The 17,157-nt window shown below is 69.1% G+C and carries 12 protein-coding genes and 1 pseudogene; 5 read left to right on the top strand and 8 right to left on the bottom strand.

The features are described from left to right. Positions 1–456, top strand: a pseudogene (locus tag ACFYYJ_RS32650) (methylmalonyl Co-A mutase-associated GTPase MeaB); the annotation flags it as partial. Here the strand turns inward: ACFYYJ_RS32650 and ACFYYJ_RS32655 are convergent. Both ACFYYJ_RS32655 and ACFYYJ_RS32660 read right to left on the bottom strand, forming a co-directional pair. After that, entirely contained in the window at positions 441–1,280 is an 840-nt protein-coding gene (locus tag ACFYYJ_RS32655; protein ID WP_389137736.1) for an alpha/beta fold hydrolase, read from the bottom strand. The pseudogene ACFYYJ_RS32650 and the gene ACFYYJ_RS32655 overlap by 16 nt on opposite strands. A gap of 131 nt (positions 1,281–1,411) precedes the next feature. Next, on the bottom strand, positions 1,412–2,413 hold the full coding sequence (locus ACFYYJ_RS32660) for an asparaginase (protein WP_389137738.1): 1,002 nt from the start codon (positions 2,411–2,413) through the stop codon (positions 1,412–1,414). Positions 2,414–2,562: 149 nt separating this feature from the next. On the opposite strand from ACFYYJ_RS32660, the gene ACFYYJ_RS32665 reads away from it, so the two are divergent. Genes ACFYYJ_RS32665 through ACFYYJ_RS32680 form a run of 4 tightly spaced genes read left to right on the top strand, consistent with a single transcriptional unit; the run spans position 2,563 to position 8,386 of the window. Continuing rightward, positions 2,563–3,018, top strand: a complete 456-nt coding sequence (locus tag ACFYYJ_RS32665) for an Lrp/AsnC family transcriptional regulator (protein WP_384578240.1) — start codon at positions 2,563–2,565, stop codon at positions 3,016–3,018. Positions 3,019–3,069: 51 nt separating this feature from the next. Beyond that, positions 3,070–5,175, top strand: a complete 2,106-nt coding sequence (locus ACFYYJ_RS32670) for a protein kinase (RefSeq protein ID WP_389137741.1) — start codon at positions 3,070–3,072, stop codon at positions 5,173–5,175. A 47-nt stretch (positions 5,176–5,222) separates the two neighbouring features. Further along, positions 5,223–6,164: a serine/threonine protein kinase gene (locus tag ACFYYJ_RS32675; RefSeq protein WP_389137743.1), complete on the top strand. Its 942-nt coding sequence runs from the start codon at positions 5,223–5,225 to the stop codon at positions 6,162–6,164. A gap of 5 nt (positions 6,165–6,169) precedes the next feature. After that, entirely contained in the window at positions 6,170–8,386 is a 2,217-nt protein-coding gene (locus tag ACFYYJ_RS32680; protein WP_389137745.1) for a PQQ-binding-like beta-propeller repeat protein, read from the top strand. A gap of 408 nt (positions 8,387–8,794) precedes the next feature. Here ACFYYJ_RS32680 and ACFYYJ_RS32685 read toward each other — a convergent pair whose 3' ends face one another. From ACFYYJ_RS32685 to ACFYYJ_RS32710, 6 genes are all read right to left on the bottom strand, one after another. Beyond that, entirely contained in the window at positions 8,795–9,076 is a 282-nt protein-coding gene (locus ACFYYJ_RS32685; protein ID WP_389137747.1) for a hypothetical protein, read from the bottom strand. A 167-nt stretch (positions 9,077–9,243) separates the two neighbouring features. Further along, entirely contained in the window at positions 9,244–11,595 is a 2,352-nt protein-coding gene (locus ACFYYJ_RS32690) for a UvrD-helicase domain-containing protein (RefSeq protein ID WP_389137749.1), read from the bottom strand. After that, positions 11,595–14,276 carry a hypothetical protein gene (locus tag ACFYYJ_RS32695; protein ID WP_389137751.1) on the bottom strand — a complete coding sequence of 894 codons (2,682 nt, stop codon included), beginning with the start codon at positions 14,274–14,276 and terminating at the stop codon, positions 11,595–11,597. Before ACFYYJ_RS32695 ends, ACFYYJ_RS32690 begins: the two co-directional genes overlap by 1 nt. A 164-nt stretch (positions 14,277–14,440) precedes the next feature. Beyond that, on the bottom strand, positions 14,441–14,905 hold the full coding sequence (locus ACFYYJ_RS32700; RefSeq protein ID WP_389137753.1) for a DNA phosphorothioation-associated protein 4: 465 nt from the start codon (positions 14,903–14,905) through the stop codon (positions 14,441–14,443). Then, positions 14,905–16,962, bottom strand: coding sequence for an AAA family ATPase (locus tag ACFYYJ_RS32705; protein ID WP_389137755.1), 2,058 nt, complete (start codon positions 16,960–16,962; stop codon positions 14,905–14,907). Before ACFYYJ_RS32705 ends, ACFYYJ_RS32700 begins: the two co-directional genes overlap by 1 nt. Beyond that, positions 16,959–17,123, bottom strand: coding sequence for a hypothetical protein (locus ACFYYJ_RS32710; protein WP_383455659.1), 165 nt, complete (start codon positions 17,121–17,123; stop codon positions 16,959–16,961). The genes ACFYYJ_RS32705 and ACFYYJ_RS32710 overlap by 4 nt, the downstream gene beginning before the upstream one ends. Positions 17,124–17,157: the final 34 nt, after the last annotated feature.

The raw sequence follows: 17,157 nt of genomic DNA on the forward strand, positions 1-17,157 counted from the left end.
CAGCTCCAGGGCATCAAGAAGGGCGTCCTCGAACTGGCCGACGTCCTCGCCGTCAACAAGGCCGACGGGCCCCACGAACGCGACGCGAAAGCAGCAGCCCGCGAACTCGCGGGCGCACTGCGCCTGATGCACCCCACCGACGCCGCCTGGACCCCACCCGTCCTCACCTGCAGCGCCCGCGAATCCACCGGACTCGACGAAGTCTGGAACCGCCTCGAACAACACCGCACGCTCCTGGACGCGGGCGGCCGTCTGACGGCGAAGCGGGCCGCGCAGCAGGTGGAGTGGACCTGGTCGATGGTCCGCGACGAACTCCTCGAACGTCTCCGCGCCGACCCGGCCGTCCGCGGCCTCGCACCGGCCCTGGAGGAGTCGGTACGCGCGGGGACCGTCACGCCGACCTCGGCCGCGGACCGGATCCTGGCGGCGTTCGCGTCCGGTCAGTCGATGAACTGAAGCAGCTCGGTGGTGAAGGCCTTCGGGTCGTCGCGCCACGGGTAGTGACCGGCGCGGCGCTGGACGACCAGCCAGGAGTCCTCGAAGAGCTCCGCGTACTCGGCCACGGCCTCCGGCGGGGCGCCCGTGTCGACCTTGCCCGCGAGCAGCATCACGGGCCGGTCGAAGTCGGCGAGCGCGGCCCGGGTGGCGGCCGGGTCGTAGGCTCCCTCGGAGCCGTAGACGGAGGCGGCCTCGTGGTTCCGCGAGGCTTCCTCGGCCTCCTTGCGGGCCTGTGCCTCGGCGTCCCAACGGCCGTGCGACAACGGCTCGATCGCCTGCCGGTTCTCCGGGGTGCGCTGTCCGGCCAGGATGGCTTCGAGGGCGGCGTATGCCTTGGCGAACCACGGCTGGTGGGAGTGGCGCCGGGCCGTGCGCAGCCGCGTCTCGGCGATGACCTCGATGCCGACGGCGGCGACGCTCGGGGTGATCAGGACCATCCGGCCGATCCGCCGCGGGTGGCGGGCGGCGTACAGGGCGGCGAGGTTCGCGCCGGCCGAGTGCGCGAGCAGGTCGATGCGTGCGAGGCCGAGGTGCTCGCGCAGGGCCTCCACGTCGTCGACGAGCCGGTCGCACCGGTAGCCGGCCGGGTCCGGGGGTATGGCGGAGCGGCCGGTCCCGCGCAGGTCCGGCACGATCAGGCGCCGGTGGGCTGACAGCCCTCCCAGCTCGTCGAGGTAGGCGGAGTCGATCATGGGCCCGCCGGGGAGGCAGATCAGCGGAGCGCCGTCACCGACCTCGCGGTAGGCGAGGTCGGTGCCGTCGTGCGCGGAGAAGAGGGGCATGGCCCGGATCCTGGCAGCCGCGTTCCGGTTGATCAATCCATTTCCGCGGCGCCTCGCAGACGCTCCCGAAGACGTTCCGTAAGAGCTCCCGCAAGGGCTCCGGAACCCGCCTGAGCAGCGGCTTCCGGCCGTCAGACCTCGACGAGGACCGATCCGGGCGCGGACAGCGTCTGGCGCAGCAGGGCCGTCCGTTCCGCCGTGTCGTCGCTTCCCAGCAGCGCGGAGAGCACGGCGATCCGCGCCTGGCCCGCCCGCAGGGTGCCCGTCGGGACGGCTCCGGCCGCGACGAGGTCCACCGCGCCGCCGTGCGTGTAGATCTCGGTGACCGGCCCGGCCATCACCCGCGTGGTGAGCGCGACCAGCACCCCGCCCTCGACGGCGGCCTTGACCGCGTCCACGATCTCCGGCGTCGCGTTGCCGGCGCCGGTGCCGACCAGGACGACACCGCGCGCCCCGGCCGCGATGGCGGCGTTGAAGAGCACCGGGTCCCCGTCGGCGTGGTGCACCACCACGTCGACGCGCGGCGGGAGTTCCGGCATCGCCGGCAGCGGGAGGGCTTCCGGCCGCTGCGGCGTGCGCAGGATGGTGACCTTGCCGAAGCCGATCTTCCCGAGCAGTTCCTTCGACGGGTCCGCGAACGCGTCCAGCGCCACCGCCTGGGTCTTCACCGTGCCCCGTGCGGCGTGCACCCGTCCCGCGAAGGAGATCAGTACGCCGAGCCCGCGCGTGTTGGCGGCGGTGAGGAGGGCGTCGTAGAGGTTCTCCGGCCCGTCCCCGTCCGCGGTGCCCATGGGGCGCTGAGAGCCGGTGAAGACGACGGAGCGCGCGTCGTGGTGGTGGAGGTCGACCAGGAACGCCGACTCCTCCAGGGTGTCGGTGCCGTGCGTGACGACGATGCCGTCGACGCCGGGGTCCGCGAGCACCTCGTGCACGGTGCGCAAGAGGGTCAGCTGGTGGGCGGTGGTGAGCCGGGGGCTGTTCACGCTGAACAGGTCCACGACCTCGACGGTGACCCCTTCGGGCATCGGGGCGGTGGCGATGACCTCGTTCCCGTCCGCGTCCGCCGCGAAGCCGGAACCTTGCCAGCGGCTGGCTATCGTCCCGCCGGTGCTGATGACGACGATCCGTCCCATGGCCGTTGGCCGCCCTTCCCTCTAACCCCGAACGAACCCCGAAAAAGCCCGCACATATGTACCTAAAGCAGCAATGATAGAGCGATCTACGCGCAATGTGATTGCTACTTCAGGCGCCTCTGTAACATTCAGTGGGGGATAATTGCGTCATGGACGCCATCGACCGAGATATCTTGCGTGAGCTCCAGGCGGACGGACGGCTCAGCAACCAGGAGCTCGCCCAGCGCGTGGGCCTCACTCCCTCCCCCTGCATGCGCCGTGTGCGCCAGCTCGAACAGGACGGGGTGATCCAGGGCTACCGCGCCGTGATCTCCCCCGAGGCGGTGGGCCGTGGCTTCGAGGTGCTCGTCTCGGTCGAGGTGCGCCGTGACCGCGAGGCCGTCGAGTCCTTCGAGGCCGCGCTCCAGGACATCCCGGACGTCATCGAGGCCTACCGCCTCTTCGGCAGCCCCGGCTGCCTCCTGCGGATCGCCGTCTCGGACCTGCGGGCGTACGAACGCCTCTGGATCGAGAAGCTGACGGCCCTCTCCGGCGTCACCGAGGTCAACTCGCAGATCATCATGAAGCGCATCAAGGAACCGACGGGCCTGCCCATCGAACGCTGACGCGGACGACGGACACGCATCGACACGACACGACAGGAAGCAGCACACACCATGGAACCCCTCGGCGTCGGCGATCCCGTCCGACTCGGCCCGTACCGTGTCCTCGGCGTCCTCGGCGCGGGCGGCATGGGCAAGGTGTACTTCGGCCGGGACAACGACGGCAGAACCGCCGCCGTGAAGGTACTGCTGCCCGAACTCGCCCATGACGCGCACCTCGCCCAGCGCTTCCTGCGCGAGGCGCACACCGCGCAGGCGGTGACCAGCGGCGGCGTGGCCCGTGTCCTCGCCGCCGAGAGCGAGGACAGCCGGCCCTGGATCGCCACCGAGTTCCTGTCCGGGCCCACCCTCGACGACGCCGTCCGCGCGTACGGTCCCTTCGATCCCGATGCCGTCCGCGCGCTCGCCGCCTCGCTCGCGGCGACCCTGCGCGACATCCACGCGGCGGGTTTGGTGCACCGCGACCTGAAGCCGCCGAACATCGTGCTCACCTCCACGGGCCCGCGCGTCATCGACTTCGGCATCGCCCGCCCCGAGCACGGGATGACGCTCACCACCACCGGCCAGGTGCCGGTCACCCCCGGCTACGGGGCGCCCGAGCAGGTGCTCGGGCAGCGGGTCGGGCCGGCCGCGGACGTGTTCTCCCTCGGCGCGGTACTGGCCTACGCGGCGACCGGCCGGCGCACCTTCGACGGGACGCACGTGGCGGCGGTCCAGTACGAGGTGGTCCACGGGGAGCCCCGACTCGACGACGTCCCCGCCGAGCTGCGCCACCTGATCGCCCCCTGCCTCACCAAGGACCCGGCGCACCGCCCGACCCCCGAGCAGATCACGGGCGCCTTCGCCCCGCCTCCGGGCGCCGACCGGATCTGGCGCACGGGCCCACTGGCCAAGGACATCGCCCGCCGCGCCGGCGACGCCGAGCGACAGGCCGCCACCGTCATCGGTGAGGGCCCGGCGGCCGCCCCTTCCCGCCGCCGGGTCCTGCGTCTCTCCCTGGCCGCCGCCGGGGCGCTCGCCACCACCGGCGGGGCCACCGGCGCCTGGTGGCTGATGCGGGATGGCGACGGGCTCCCCCCGGCGGGGAAGGCCACCGACGCGAAGCCGCTGTCCCGGCTCTCCGCCAAGTCCGGCGAGCCCCCGAAGCCGCTCTGGGGACCGCTGCCCGTGGCCGCACGGGAGGCGAACGAGTTGGCGACCGACATGCTGACGGCCCCGCTCCCCCTGCTCGACGTGGTGGTCTTCGCCGCCAAGGAGGGCGGGCTGGCAGCCCGACTGACGACCGACGGCACGGAGAAGTGGCGACTGCCCGCCACCAATCCCGCGGCCGGTCTCGTCGCCCTGCCCGGGCACCGGTTCGTCACCGGCGGCCCCAATGGCGGCCTGCTCTGCCACGAGGCCTCCACCAGCAAGCGGCTGTGGACGGTCGCCGACGCCGACACCAGCCGAGTCCTGGCCGCGGACGCGACGGCCGTGTACCTGGTGACCCGGGACGGACGGCTGCGCGCCGTGGACACCGCCGCCCACACGGTCCGGTGGACCGTGGCGCTACCGCAGCCCGCGGTCAAGACCCCCGGCCCGTACGCCGCGGCCGGCGCGGGCCGGCTCGTGCTCGTCGGCGACGACGGCAACGTCCTCGCCTTCGACACCACCACCGGCGCCCCGGCCTGGGAGATCACCTCCCAGGCGCGCTACGCCACGCAGCCGCTCATCGTGGACGACGCGGTGTACCTCGGCGGCCGCAGGCTCAAGGGCGTCAGCCTCAAGACGGGCAAGGAGCTGTGGGACCCCGTCGACGCGCAGGGACTCCGCACGGACAACACCGCGGGCTGGCGCCCGCCGGCACGCTCCGGCGACAGCCTGTGGGCCCTGGACGGTACACAGCTGACGCGGGCGCCGCTCGCCACCGGACGGACGGTCCCCCTCGGCAGCGCGCTCAACGGTCCGCTTCCGTACGTCCCACCCGTCGTGCAGGCCCGCACGCTCTTCGCCGTCGAAGGGGAGGGGCGGGGCGTCTCCGCATTCGACATCGACGGCGGCGGCCGGCGGCTCTGGACCTGGTCCCCCGACTCGCGCGGCCTCTGGGCCATGGCCGGCGCGGGCAACCGCCTCTTCACCATAAACAGCCGGAACCTGACCGCCCTGCCGGTGGTGAACTGAACATCGCCTAGGCTCGGGCAGACCGACCGAACCGGGAGACAGCGCGCATGGACCGCCTACGGCAGGACGACCCCCCGCTGATCGGGCCGTTCACGACCCTGGCGCGGCTCGATGCCGAATCCGCCGAGCGCACCGTGCCCGACCGCCGGTACCTCGCGCGCAGCGCCGACGGGGAACGCACCGTCCTCGTCGGTTGCCCCCGGGTCGGCGCCGACCCCTCCCGGTGGGCTCTGGAGGCCGAGGGCGCCCGGCGGTTGGCCCTGCCGGGGCTCCTCACCGTCACCGAGGTCGGCGGCACGGCCGGATTCCCCTGGTACACGGCCCCCTACACGCCGATGCTGCCGCTGCCGACGGTGCTCGCCGCCTACGGCGGTCCGCTGCCCGAGGACGTCGTGCGCGGCCTCGGCGCCGTCCTCGCCCAGACGCTCACGGCCGCGCACGCCCAGGGGGTGGTGCACGGCGGTCTGTCACCGGCCGCCGTGCTGGTCACCCCCGGAGGGCCGCTGCTGTCCTGCTTCGGTGCCGTGCGCGCCGCGGCTCCCGCCGGGGTGGCGCGCGCCGGGCTGCCGGGGCTCGACCCGGGCTGCCTGGCCCCCGAGGAAGCCTCGGGGGCGGCGGCTCCCGGGCCTCTCGGCGACGTCTTCGCGCTGGGGTCCGTACTGGCCTTCGCGTCGACCGGCCACACCGTGCCCGAACGGAGCGAACTGCCAGCCGGGCTGCGTGAGGTGGTGGGCCGGTGCCTGGCGCGCGACCCCGCCGACCGGCCCCGGTCCGCCGCCGAGCTGCTGTCCCTGCTGAACGCGCCGGCGCGGGTACCCGATCCTCGCCTGCCGTCCTCCCCCGCGCCCACCCCCGCCCCCTCTCCTCCCGCTCCGATGCCGGGGCGGGTGGTCGCCGCGCTCGCCGCCCAGTCCGCATGGCTGCTCGCAGCCGACCTCCCCGCCACATGGGAGCCGTTCACGACGCCGTCGCCCCAGAAAGTGCACTGACCCCGATGCCTCCCCTTCCCGCCCCGCTCGCCCCGCTCACGCACGACGACCCGGGGCAGCTCGGCGACTACCGGCTGCTGGCCCGGCTCGGCAGCGGCGGCATGGGCACGGTCTACCTGGCCCGCGCCGCGGGCGGCCGTACCGTCGCGCTGAAGACCGTGCACGCCCGGATCGCCGCCGACACCACGTTCCGCACCCGGTTCCGGCTGGAGTCGGACGCGGCCCGGGTCATCGGCGACCGGTACGGGGCCCGCGTGTTCGCCGCCGACCCGCTCGCGCCGACGCCATGGCTGGCCACCGAGTACGTCATCGGCCCCCAGCTCGACGAGGCGGTCCGTCTCGGCGGCCCCCTGCCCGAGGCCCTGGTCCGGGCACTGGGCGCCGACCTCGCCCACGCACTGGGCCAGTTGCACCGCTCGGACGTGGTGCACCGCGACCTGAAACCCTCCAACATCATGGTCACCGCCACCGGGCCCAAGGTCATCGACTTCGGCATCGCGCGCGCCCTCGGCGACCAGCGGCTGACCAGCACCGGCGCCGCCGCCGGCACCCCCGCCTACATGTCTCCCGAGCAGGCGGGCGGACTCGAACACACGCCGGCCGGCGACGTGTTCGCCCTCGCGGGCGTCCTGGTCTTCGCGGCCTGCGGGCACGGCCCCTTCGGTGGCGGCCAGGCCGCCGACCTGCTCTACCGGGTCCGGTACGCCGAACCCGATCTCACCGGGGTACCGGCGGGCCTGGTACCGCTCCTCACCCGCTGCCTCGCCAAGGACCCGGAGCTGCGGCCGGGCACCGCCGAACTGGCGCAGCTGCTCGGCCCGGGCCCCGCCGTGTTCGCGGACGCACTGCCGCAGCCGGTGCTCGCGGACATCGCCCGGCGCGCGGCGGCCGTCTGGCAGGACCCGCCGCCCCGACTCCCGGCCCCCGCCACCGCACCGGACACCGTGCCCCCCGCGGAACCGGACCTCTCGCGACGCCGCATGCTGCGGCTGAGCGGCGCGGCGGTGGTCGCGGGAACCGTCCTGACGGCGGGCGGCGGCTGGTGGGCCTGGCGGGCGAGCCAGCCGCGGAAGAAGCCCGCGAAGACGGGCCCCGAACTGGCTCCGGCGCCCAAGGCCTCGTGGTGGTCCGGACTGAAGGCTCCCCTGGTCATGTCCGAGCCGCTGTGGGTCAACGGCTCCCTGGCGGTCGCCGAGGAGACCGCGATCCGGTTGATCAGCCCCACCACCGGCCAGCAACTGCCGCTCTACTACAAGGGGTACGAAGACCGCTGGCGGATCGGCACCGACGCCAAGACCTTGTACGGACTCGGGGACGAGGACGCCCTCGACAAGGCCGTCACCCTCTGCGTCCTGCCCCAGGAGAACATCGAGGTGGGCAAGGAGGTCTTCCCCCCGTTCATGAGCCTGCCCGCGTACGACGGCACGCAGGTGCTCACCCAGATCCTGTGCGTGGACGGCGACACGGTGTACCTCCACGCCAAGGCGGCGAACGGGGCACAGTGGTCCGTGGTCGCCGCGAGCGTGAAGTCCGGCAAGGAACTCTGGCGGCAGCCGTCCACGGCCCCCAAGCCGCCGGCCCCCACCACCAACCATGTCAAAGTGAGACGGCCGGCCGTCATCCGCCTGCGGCCCGTGCGCGACGGGGTGCTCCTGTGGCAGCGCCTCGAAGGCGGCGACGACGTACGCCTCTCCCTCCACGACGCGGCCACCGGCGCCGAACGCTGGACCACGACGGTGACCGCTCCGGGCGCCACCCCGGACCAGCCGGCGACGGACGACGACCACGTGTACATCGGCGCGGCCGAACTCCAGGCCCTGCGCCTCAAGGACGGCAAGCCCGCTTGGACCTTCGGCGCGGGCCGCGACGTGGGCCAGGTACCGGACAAGCAGCGCCGCTACGGCCTCCCGACGGTCCGCGACGGTGTCGTCCTCGCCGTCGAGGGCAGCCTCGGCATCATCGCCCTCGACGCCCGCACCGGCACCGAACGCTGGCGCGAAACCCCACCCCAGGGCACCGTCCCGAACCGCGAAACGGCCCTGGTGGCCACCACCACCCACGTCTACGCCGCGGACACCCAGGGCGTCCGAGCCATCGACACCCGCACCCACCGCACGGCTTGGCGCTACGAGGCCCAGGCTCTCACCCTCACCACCAACCCCACGGCCGACTCCCTGTACATCCGCGAACCGACCCGCATGACGGCGCTCCCGATCACTTAGCAGGCGGCAGTCCACCGAAGCGGCAGTTCAGGCAGGCCTGCTGCGACCTGTCCCTCCGGAAAAGGTCACAGCAGGATCCCAAGCCGAAAACCGCAGGTCAGGCGTCGTCCCGCGCCGGCTCCAGGATCGCCACGCACTCCACGTGGTGCGTCATCGGGAAGGGGTAAAGCCAAAACGGGAAGGGGTAAAGCCAAAACAGGTTAAGGAAAGCTGCAGGTCAGAGACACATGCGGTGCAAAACGGACTCAAGATCCATGTGTACTACGTGCGTCATGGGCGCTACGCGCGGCCTATCGACGCACGGCTACACCACTCGACGGCCTGGATGCCCCCACCAAGCGGGGCGAGCTCATCAGCGTGACGACTTCCGAAAAAAATCGGGGTGACCACGCGAGCAGCACGCCTTCATCACTTCACGGCGAGGGCTGCCAAGATTGCGCAATGCGACCGCAAGGGCCACAAGTCACTCACCGCCGCCAGCGACGCCGACCTTTCAGTGATCACCTCTGCGAGGTCGGGGGCGTCCTGTGCGATCTTCACCGCGATCGCAATGGGTGGCGTGCCGGTGTGTCCATCGAACGGCCCACGCCCTGTCGCGGCGTAGGCAAGGACCGCGCCCAGTACGAACACATCGGCCGCTGGACCCACCTCGCGCAGGGTGCTCAGTCGCTCCGGCGCCATGAAGGACACCGTTCCTCGTGGATCAACGGGCGAGGTGCCAGCATGGTTCCCGTGCGCATCCGATGCGCGAAGTCACTCGATGACCTGTGATCGCCGCAGATGGGGCAACCTCATTGATCAATTTCAACTTCACCACGCCCTCATCCCTCCAAACGGACTTATTCGCCAAGAAAGAGCTACTTCGTCTGCCCTTGCTGCAGGTCAGCTGTGGAGCTGGCCAGGAACGGACTCGGAGCACCGTGCCAGGTAATGGCCAGGGCGTCTCGTGCCCGGGTCGCGGCGACGAAGAGCATCGAGCGGGCCTTGCGCAGCTCTCGCCGGTACCGTGCGGGGTCTTCGGTGCTGTAGCGCTCGATGGCCTCCATCCTCGGCACAAGGCGGTCGTTGGCGCCGACGATGACCAGGCGCTGATACTCCAGTCCCTTGAAGCGGGGCATGGTGCCGACGTGGATGGTGCCAGCGCCGCGGGGGCCGTCGGAGGTCAGCTGGGCGTAGCCGAGGCCAGCTTTGGTGGCGAGGTGGTAGATAACCTGGCTGACCTTGTCGCGGTCGGGAACGGCTACGGCGATCAGGCCGCGGGTGTCACGTCTGGTGCCGTTGCCGTGAGCGGCGAGTTCGTCGCCCCAGTTACGCAACGTGGTTGCGAGGCCGTCGAGTTCGTCCTCCCAGGTGGTGTAGCCGTGCAGGTCGGGGACGGGGCCGTGGAGCACGGAGCGGTAGCCCGTGAGGGTGTCGGTGCCCTCGTCGAGGTCGTCGTAGCTCTCGCCGGACATCATTGACAGGGCTTGGGCGAGGATCTCTTTGGTGGTGCGATAGCTCAGGGTAAGGCGGGCGGAACGGCCGCGGACGTTGATGCCTAGCGAGCTGAGCGAGACATGATTGTCGTGGACGCGCTGGTGGGTGTCGCCAGCGATGAACATGTCGTTGTCACCAGGGGCGACCATCGCTCTGAGCATCTTCCAGTGTGCAGCGCGCAGGTCTTGCGCCTCATCGACGACGACGTGCCGGTAGCGGTGTCTGAGGTCGTGCAGGGATGCCTCAGCGTCACGGTGGATGAGGTCGCGGCCGCCGACCTGTTCCTTGTATGTCTGGCGGGCTTGGATGCGGGCGGCACGTTCCATCTCGTAGCGGGCTGCGCGCTCGGCGGCTTGGCCCCAGGTCTCGATGCCTTTGCTGTCGAGGATGGTGGTGAAGTGGTCGAGGATGGTCCAGATCGCGGCGCGTTCCGGACGGGTGAGCGGGTGCCCGCGGCTGGCTCGGCGGGTCTGGAAGTAGGCGGCGCGAGTGGCGACGGACTGACCGAAAATGACATGTTCCCACTCCTCCAGAAGGAACTCAGGCTCGAAGGAACCCTCCTGCCCGAGCTCTTTGAGGGCAGTGCGCAGCTCGTTGAGGGCCGTGCGGTCGTCGATACGGCGCTTGATGGGGCCGCTGAGTGCGTTCTCGGTGATGACCTTGTAGGCGAGCTCGTCGATGTGGGTGATCTCGACACGGGCCAACAGTGCGGGATCGCCGATCAGGTCGCTGAGGCGAGCGTGCAGGTCTGCGGCAAGGTTCTTGGTGAAGGTGGTCAGCAGGATGGGCTTGTCCCGGCCGGGCTTGAGCTGCCGCAGGAGGTGGTGGATGCGGTGCAGGGCGACGATGGTCTTACCTGTGCCGGGGCCGCCGGAGACCCTGGCGGGGCCGCTGTAGTCGTGGTTGACCAGGCGCGCCTGGGTGGGGTGGAGGAAGACCTTCCATGCCTGGAAGTCCCCCGCTTCCAGGACTTTCTGCATAGCGTCGTCGACGGTGGTGACGGTGGTGCGGGCGAGGGCGGCGCCGAAGTCGGCAAGGTCGATGTGTTCCGGTGAAGCGACCGCATCGGTGATCTCGGCGCGTACCTCGTCTGGGCTCATCCCTGCAGCCAGGCCATAGAGGATGTCCTGGGACAGCAGGGGTGCTCCGGCAACCAGGCGGTCGAGGTCTGCGGTGTCGGTGAGGGTGAGCGCGACGTCGATGAGGGATTCGGCGACGCCGAGTTCCCTCAGCAGTTTCGAGGAGTGGGCGGCCAGGAGCGCGGGGGCGGCAAGGGCCGGTGCTTCGTCACGGATGGAAGCCGCGGGCTGTGCGGGCGGTGTTGCTTGTGCGCCGGCGGTGTCCGGTTCGGCAGGGACGAGTTGGATACCGGCGCGGCGCAGGGCGTTTTCACCAACGACTGAGAGGTCGACGAACTCGATCTCTCCGGAGACCCGGTTGATGGCGACGGAGAGTTGTTCGTAGACGTCCCGGCGGTGCCGGACCGCGATGATCAGCCAGTTCTCGTCGCCGTGCTTGTCTGTTCCGGTGCGGGTGAGGAGGGCCCGGTAGGAATCATCGATCCGTGCCGAGAAGATCTGCGAGTCGCCCTTGAGGGCCTTGAGTTGGAGGCCATTGCTGTGCGGGTTCTCCCGGAAGCGGTGGGAGAAGTCGTAGAACTTGGCCTTCACCGAGCGGTCGAGCTTGTACAGCTCGTGCTCGGCCTTCTGGTAGAGGCTGAGACGGACGGTCATCACAGGTTGTCTTCCGCTTGTTGGGAGGGATCTGTCCGGTTGGCGGGGTCGTTCCAGCTGCCGGCAGGCGCGTCGGGAAGCCGGGCGAGGAGTTCGTCGAGATGGGTAAGCCAGTCGGTGGCATCGCGAATGGTCCAGCCGGCTACTTGGTAGGCCCTGTCGCGGCGCTCGGCTTCCAGGACGGCGCGGGATACGCAGGAAACAATGGCGACCATGCCCGGGTCCTGGTCCCAGGCAAAGTCTGCTGGCCATCCACCGTCGCCGAGTTCATAACCAAAGACGGGCGCTGCCTTGCCACGGGCGGCAACGGCGTGGGCGATGTCGATCAGGTCAGCTTCGCTGTCCGGGTCGAGCAGGGGGATGATCTCCGCGTCCCAGGCAGGATCGCGCGGCCCCGGAAGCTGGTGGGTTTCCGCAGCCGGTTCATTGGTGGACTGCTCATCAGGCACCGGGGCTGTCTCGGGTGCAGGTGCGGGCTCGAGAGTGCGGGCGGGTTCCGGCGTGGAAGTATCGGCCGGATCGGGCGCTGCCGGGGCGTCGTCGAGGGCGGCGGGGTACTGGGGGCTGAGCAGTTCGAGGATGTCTCTGTCCCCGCGTGCACGCAGGTGGGTGAGGACGTCGTCCATGGTTGTGGCGTCGTTGAGACCGACGCGCTGGCCCAGCACGGCTGGCATGTCCCTTTCCAGGATCTGACCCGACAAGGCCATGAGCCGCAAGGCGCGCTGGGTACCGGTGAGGTCGTGTTCGTCCGTCTCGGCCAGGCGCAGCGCTTTGAGGTGACCGCCCTTGACCGCTAGAAATACGTGGTCTCCTTCTGCTGCTTCGATGCGTTCGAGCAGGGTGCGCAAGGAACCGCAGGCAGGCTGGTTGCGCCAGACGAGGTGCGTGGTGCCGACCGCGTGGGACAGTTCCAGTCGGCCGCCGGGGACGAGGCCCAGGTGAGCGGCGAAGCCGGTGGGAATGGTGAAGCCGGAGCCGCGTAGGTGTTCGCCGTTGACGTCGAGTCGGTACCACCAGGTGCCCTGGCCGGTCTGGAAGCAGCGCCGGGTCTGTGCCACCTCGCGGCGCGGCTGGTAGTCGGCGAGTGCGGGGTCCTCAGGGGTGGCCAGGCGAACCCAGCCTCGCTGGAAGCGGTCGTATTCCGGGGCGGCAAGGTAGGCGCGGACGGACTTCTCCGACACGTCAAACTGCGAGCAGAGTGTGGTGACGATGTCCTCGATGGGGGCCTGGCCGCCGGTGTTCGCTAGTTCCCTGTTGATCATCTCGCGGATGCCGAGATATGCGGTACCGCCCCATCGGCGCAGGCCATACAGGTCGCGGGCACGTCGCAGGAAGCGGTCGTCGCTTTGAATCTGGTTGCGCAGGCTGGCCAGGGCGGTGGTGTCGTCCAGGCGGCTGTAGAGCTCTTCCATCGACAGGGGATGGCCCACCAGAGTCAGCACGGCTTCGGCGCGGTCGCTGATCGAGCGCCCCCAGGGCAGCAGATGTCCTTCGACGACGCGAAAGCCCTTGACTGCCTGCAGCCAGGCATCGGCGTCGGTGTCGCGGATGCCTTGTTGTGCCAGCAGTTCCACGACGTCGGACCACGTAGGCGCCGAGCTGGTGCAGCGTTCCGCGAGCTCGGTACGCGTTTGTTCCAGGCGCTGATCGAGATCGCCTTGGACCAGCCAGCCGCTGGTCCAAGTGCGCTCAGGCAGCAGGGCGGCGATGACTTGCCACAGGGGAAGGTCAAGAGCAGCAACGGACTGCTCGTGCGCGGGGTGTATGGCGCGCAAGGTCTCTTCGATTGCTACCGGCCCGAGGTGTTCCTGGACAGCCAGGAGGTGGTCGAGGAGGGGTTGGCCGTCGTCGCTGTGGAGCCACTGATGGAAATTCTTCTCAAGCTCAACCTGGATCTGCCGGACTCGTTCGCGGCTGACTCCGAACTGCTCGCCAAGGCTCTCCAGTGAGGTTCGGCTCTGGGCGAAGATGCGTCCTGCCGCGATGGCAAGCTGCCGTTCGTTCCAAGTGCCAACAAGCAGGTCGAGTGTAGCGAGCGGATGTGCGGTCAGGGCGGACACCGCGGTGGGCATCGCAGTGTCCGCGACAGCCGGCGAAGGTGCTGGGCTGGCAGCATCGGTGTCGCTGTCGTGTCCGGGATGCTGAGCCCATGTCCGCAGCGTGTCTGCGGCAGCGCGGATGGCGGGGGGCGCGTCGGCAAGGAGCAGGCGTGTCAGCAGGGTGGTGAGCACGGCAACGTCCCTGTCGTGCTCATCCATGGCTGCGGTGTCCGGTGCGGTGGTGACAGGCTGCGCCAGGTCGCGTCCGCCAGTAAAGAAAGGACGCAGCAGGGCAAGGACGAGCGGGGTAAGGGCCTCTTCGTCGGCGCTGGCGGCATGGCCGATGGTGGTGTGAAGGTCGGCGTGCTGGCCTTCTGGGCAAAAGCACAGTTGTGGCAATGCCGTGGCGAGTGTCAAGTGCGGCCAGTGGGCGGTAAGTGTGTGGGCGGCGCGCTGGGCAATCTCTGCAGCGCCGGTGGTGGCAATGGCATCGCTTAGCGGGGTGTCGTTCCACCAGGTGTCGGGCAGGCGGGCATCGTTCAGCGCAAGCCCCAGCTGGTGCGGGTCACCGAAGCGCAGAGACGGCAGCAGGTCGGAGAGGACGTGGCACCATGGCGGCTTGGGTTCGGTCAGACCAGTCACGTGAGGTTCCGCTTCTCGTACGTTTGATGGTGTCGACAACGGTGACGTGCACCCGCTGGGTCACGTTGACTCGCACCGTGCTGGCACGGTGCGAGTCAACGCAGTTGAAAGGTTGTCAGGCGCAGAGGATGCGGCGTCCGACAGCGTGGCTCAGATGCTCGGTGCTACCACTCCAAGGCGTCCAGCATGTCCTTAACGGGGTCGTCGGTGGTGTCCGCGGTGGGGGTGAGCGCATCCAGCACGAGCGAGCTGACGATGGCGACGAGGTCTCTGCTGCCCCGAGTATTGATCTCCGCCTGGAGGTAGTGCAGGCCGCCGTTGGCGTAATCTTCGAAGATCCTCAGCCGTTCGGCGATCCGCTCGTCGGCGAGGATCTTCGCGTCCTCGGGAAGCTCCGCTGCGGCAATCAGGTCGATGAGCACGTCTCCGTACTCGCGGTTTTCGATCAGGGCGTAGCGGATCATCTCCCCGGATTTCTCGAACGAGACGCGGCGTTCCTTTCGGTGCCCCAGGGAGGCAGCGAACAGCAGTGCTTCGTAGTTGGTGCGGAAGGGGCCGTCCTTGCCGGTGAGGAGAGACAGCAGCTGCTCGTGTTCGGCAGGACGGCGAAAGCGGATCTCGACGGCCATCAGAGGGTCACCTCTTCCAGGACGGTGCGGTTGAAGTCGCCGTGGGACACATAGGGGTAGGCGTGGCCGTCGATGGTGATGGTGTCCTCGTCTGCGTCGGTGTTGGTGATATAGGAGCGCAGCACATACATGCGGGTTGCGGCTGTGCCGAGGTGGTCCAGCACCATGCCGCGGGACTGTGACTTCGACAGCAGGGTGACGATCTGCGAGGTGAGTTTGGGCAGGGACTCGGCGATGTCGTTTTGATAGGAGACGTCCAGGTTTCCGAACGGGGCGTCCATGACCACCGGATACACTCCCCCGCCGCCCAGGACGGCGTCGGGTGCCTTCTGCTTGCGGTCGTGGGTTTCCTTGGCCAGCTCCGAGACGGCGCCCACGAACGACAGGCCCAGGATCTGGTTCTCTCCGGTGCTGCGGGCGGCGGCAACGCCGGCGGAGTGGTTGAGCAGTTCCAGTGCGAACTCGGGGGTGAGGTGGGGAGTGAAGGGCTTGATGCAGATCCGCCCGAAGACGCCCTTGACCTTCTGGTCGAGCTGCTGGCGCACCTCTTCGGTCTTCACCGCCAAAATCCGCTGGAAGGCAGTAAGAACCTCATCAACCAGGGCGACCTGCCGCTGGATCCGCTTGGACTCCTCGTCCTGCACCCGCGCGGAGTGAAACTGGCGCTTGACCTTGTCGATCCGTTCTTCCAGCTCGGTTACCTGGGACTGTGCCTCCCGGTGCTGCTGCAGGGCATCCAGGCGCTTGCGGTCGAACTCCTTGCGTCGTTCCTCCAGGCGCTGGACATCTACAGTATCGACGCCCTTCAACTCACGGTCGATCTCGCTGTCCTCAGCATCGATCTGCCGGATCGAGGACTCGATCTCTTCAATGTCGGCGACGCACTCCCGCAGATTCGCCAGCAAATCGGCCCGCGCCAGTGTCAGGTCGGCCGCCTTGCCGCGCAGGTACATCCATCGGGTCTCAACATCAGCAAGTCCGGCGTTGTAGCGGCGCTCTTCTAGGGCAAGTCGTGCCTCGGACCCCTCGGGCAGGTCACGTCCGCACATACACAAGCCGTCTTCGAGGAGACCGTCGATGTAGTCGCGCTGGATACCCGCGGGCAGCTCCCGGCGCTTACGCATGCCTTCGGCGAGATCCAGGACCTTGGTATCGATGCCGCCGGTGAAGGCAAGGAAGCCTCTGCGTGCAAGCAAGTCCCGCTTCTTCTCATGGCGTTCGGCGCGCTTTTCCAGCAGCTCCTTGAGGCGGGATTGCAGCTTGGCGCGCTGACGCTGCAGCGGTGCCGCTTTACCGTTGGCCAAGAGGGCCTGATTGGCCGCCTCGACTTCCCGTTCATAGCCACCTGCGGTCTCCGAGAGTTGCAGCAGCTGCTTGTGGACGTCGAGCTTTCGCTGTTCCAGTTCTTCCTGCTCGGCCATCAGCGCCTGCAGGCGCCCGTCACCGTTGCTGGAGATCTGCTTGCGCAGCTTTCGGGAGGCGCCCGGCAGGTGGGTGGCGATGGCCCGCTCGATCTCTTCCAGTCCCATCAGGGTCTTGATCGCCTGCTTGACCTCGTCGGTGCGGTCTCCAGTGAACATGCGTTCCATGCGCTCACCGTTGAAGAAGAAAAACTGCCGCAGCCCTTCGGGAAGGATCTTCTGTATGCGGTCCTGGCCGTTGGTGACGGTAGTGCTCACCCCGTGCTCGGATTCGGTGACGATGAGCTTGGGGGCGAGCTCGACCTGTTCTTCGCTGTTCTTGGTCGTCGTGACTGTCCGCAGTACCGTGAACAGCAATCCCTCGTGCTCGAATTCGACCTTGACCGAGGCACTGACCATGCCACCGAACGCCGTCTGCGTCCAGGCCTGATCGTTGATGACCCGCTCCTTGTGCTCTACGTCGTCGGAGAAGGAGCCGTACAACGCCCACGTAAAGGCGTTCAGCAGGGTGGTCTTGCCCGCGCCGTTCATGCCGAAGATGAGGATGGCCGGCTTGTCCGCGGTGACCTCAAGATCAAGCTGCTGGGTTCCGTAGAAGACTCGGAAGTTGTCCAGGGTGAGCTTGAGCAGTTTCATTTGGCCAGCTCCTTGGCGGCGCGGACGATCTCGTCGGTGAGCAGGGTCGGATTCTTCACGTGCAGATGCTCACGCTCAAGCTGCCACACCTTCGCCACGAGCTTCCTGGCTTCAGGCGACAGGTCATCCATGATGTCTTTCAGGCTTTCCGTCGTCCCCATGGGTCCTTCTCCAACGTCGGGCTGGTCGGTCGTG

The organism is Streptomyces sp. NPDC002467 (genome assembly GCF_042889825.1).
Lineage (GTDB): Bacteria > Actinomycetota > Actinomycetes > Streptomycetales > Streptomycetaceae > Streptomyces.

Bases quoted from the DNA above. Each gene is read 5' to 3' on its own strand.
- ACFYYJ_RS32655 (WP_389137736.1), bottom strand. From the start codon at position 1,280: ATGCCCCTCTTCTCCGCGCACGACGGCACCGACCTCGCCTACCGCGAG.
- ACFYYJ_RS32660 (WP_389137738.1), bottom strand. From the start codon at position 2,413: ATGGGACGGATCGTCGTCATCAGCACCGGCGGGACGATAGCCAGCCGC.
- ACFYYJ_RS32665 (WP_384578240.1), top strand. From the start codon at position 2,563: ATGGACGCCATCGACCGAGATATCTTGCGTGAGCTCCAGGCGGACGGA.
- ACFYYJ_RS32670 (WP_389137741.1), top strand. From the start codon at position 3,070: ATGGAACCCCTCGGCGTCGGCGATCCCGTCCGACTCGGCCCGTACCGT.
- ACFYYJ_RS32675 (WP_389137743.1), top strand. From the start codon at position 5,223: ATGGACCGCCTACGGCAGGACGACCCCCCGCTGATCGGGCCGTTCACG.
- ACFYYJ_RS32680 (WP_389137745.1), top strand. From the start codon at position 6,170: ATGCCTCCCCTTCCCGCCCCGCTCGCCCCGCTCACGCACGACGACCCG.
- ACFYYJ_RS32690 (WP_389137749.1), bottom strand. From the start codon at position 11,595: ATGACCGTCCGTCTCAGCCTCTACCAGAAGGCCGAGCACGAGCTGTAC.
- ACFYYJ_RS32700 (WP_389137753.1), bottom strand. From the start codon at position 14,905: ATGGCCGTCGAGATCCGCTTTCGCCGTCCTGCCGAACACGAGCAGCTG.
- ACFYYJ_RS32705 (WP_389137755.1), bottom strand. From the start codon at position 16,962: ATGAAACTGCTCAAGCTCACCCTGGACAACTTCCGAGTCTTCTACGGA.
- ACFYYJ_RS32710 (WP_383455659.1), bottom strand. From the start codon at position 17,123: ATGGGGACGACGGAAAGCCTGAAAGACATCATGGATGACCTGTCGCCT.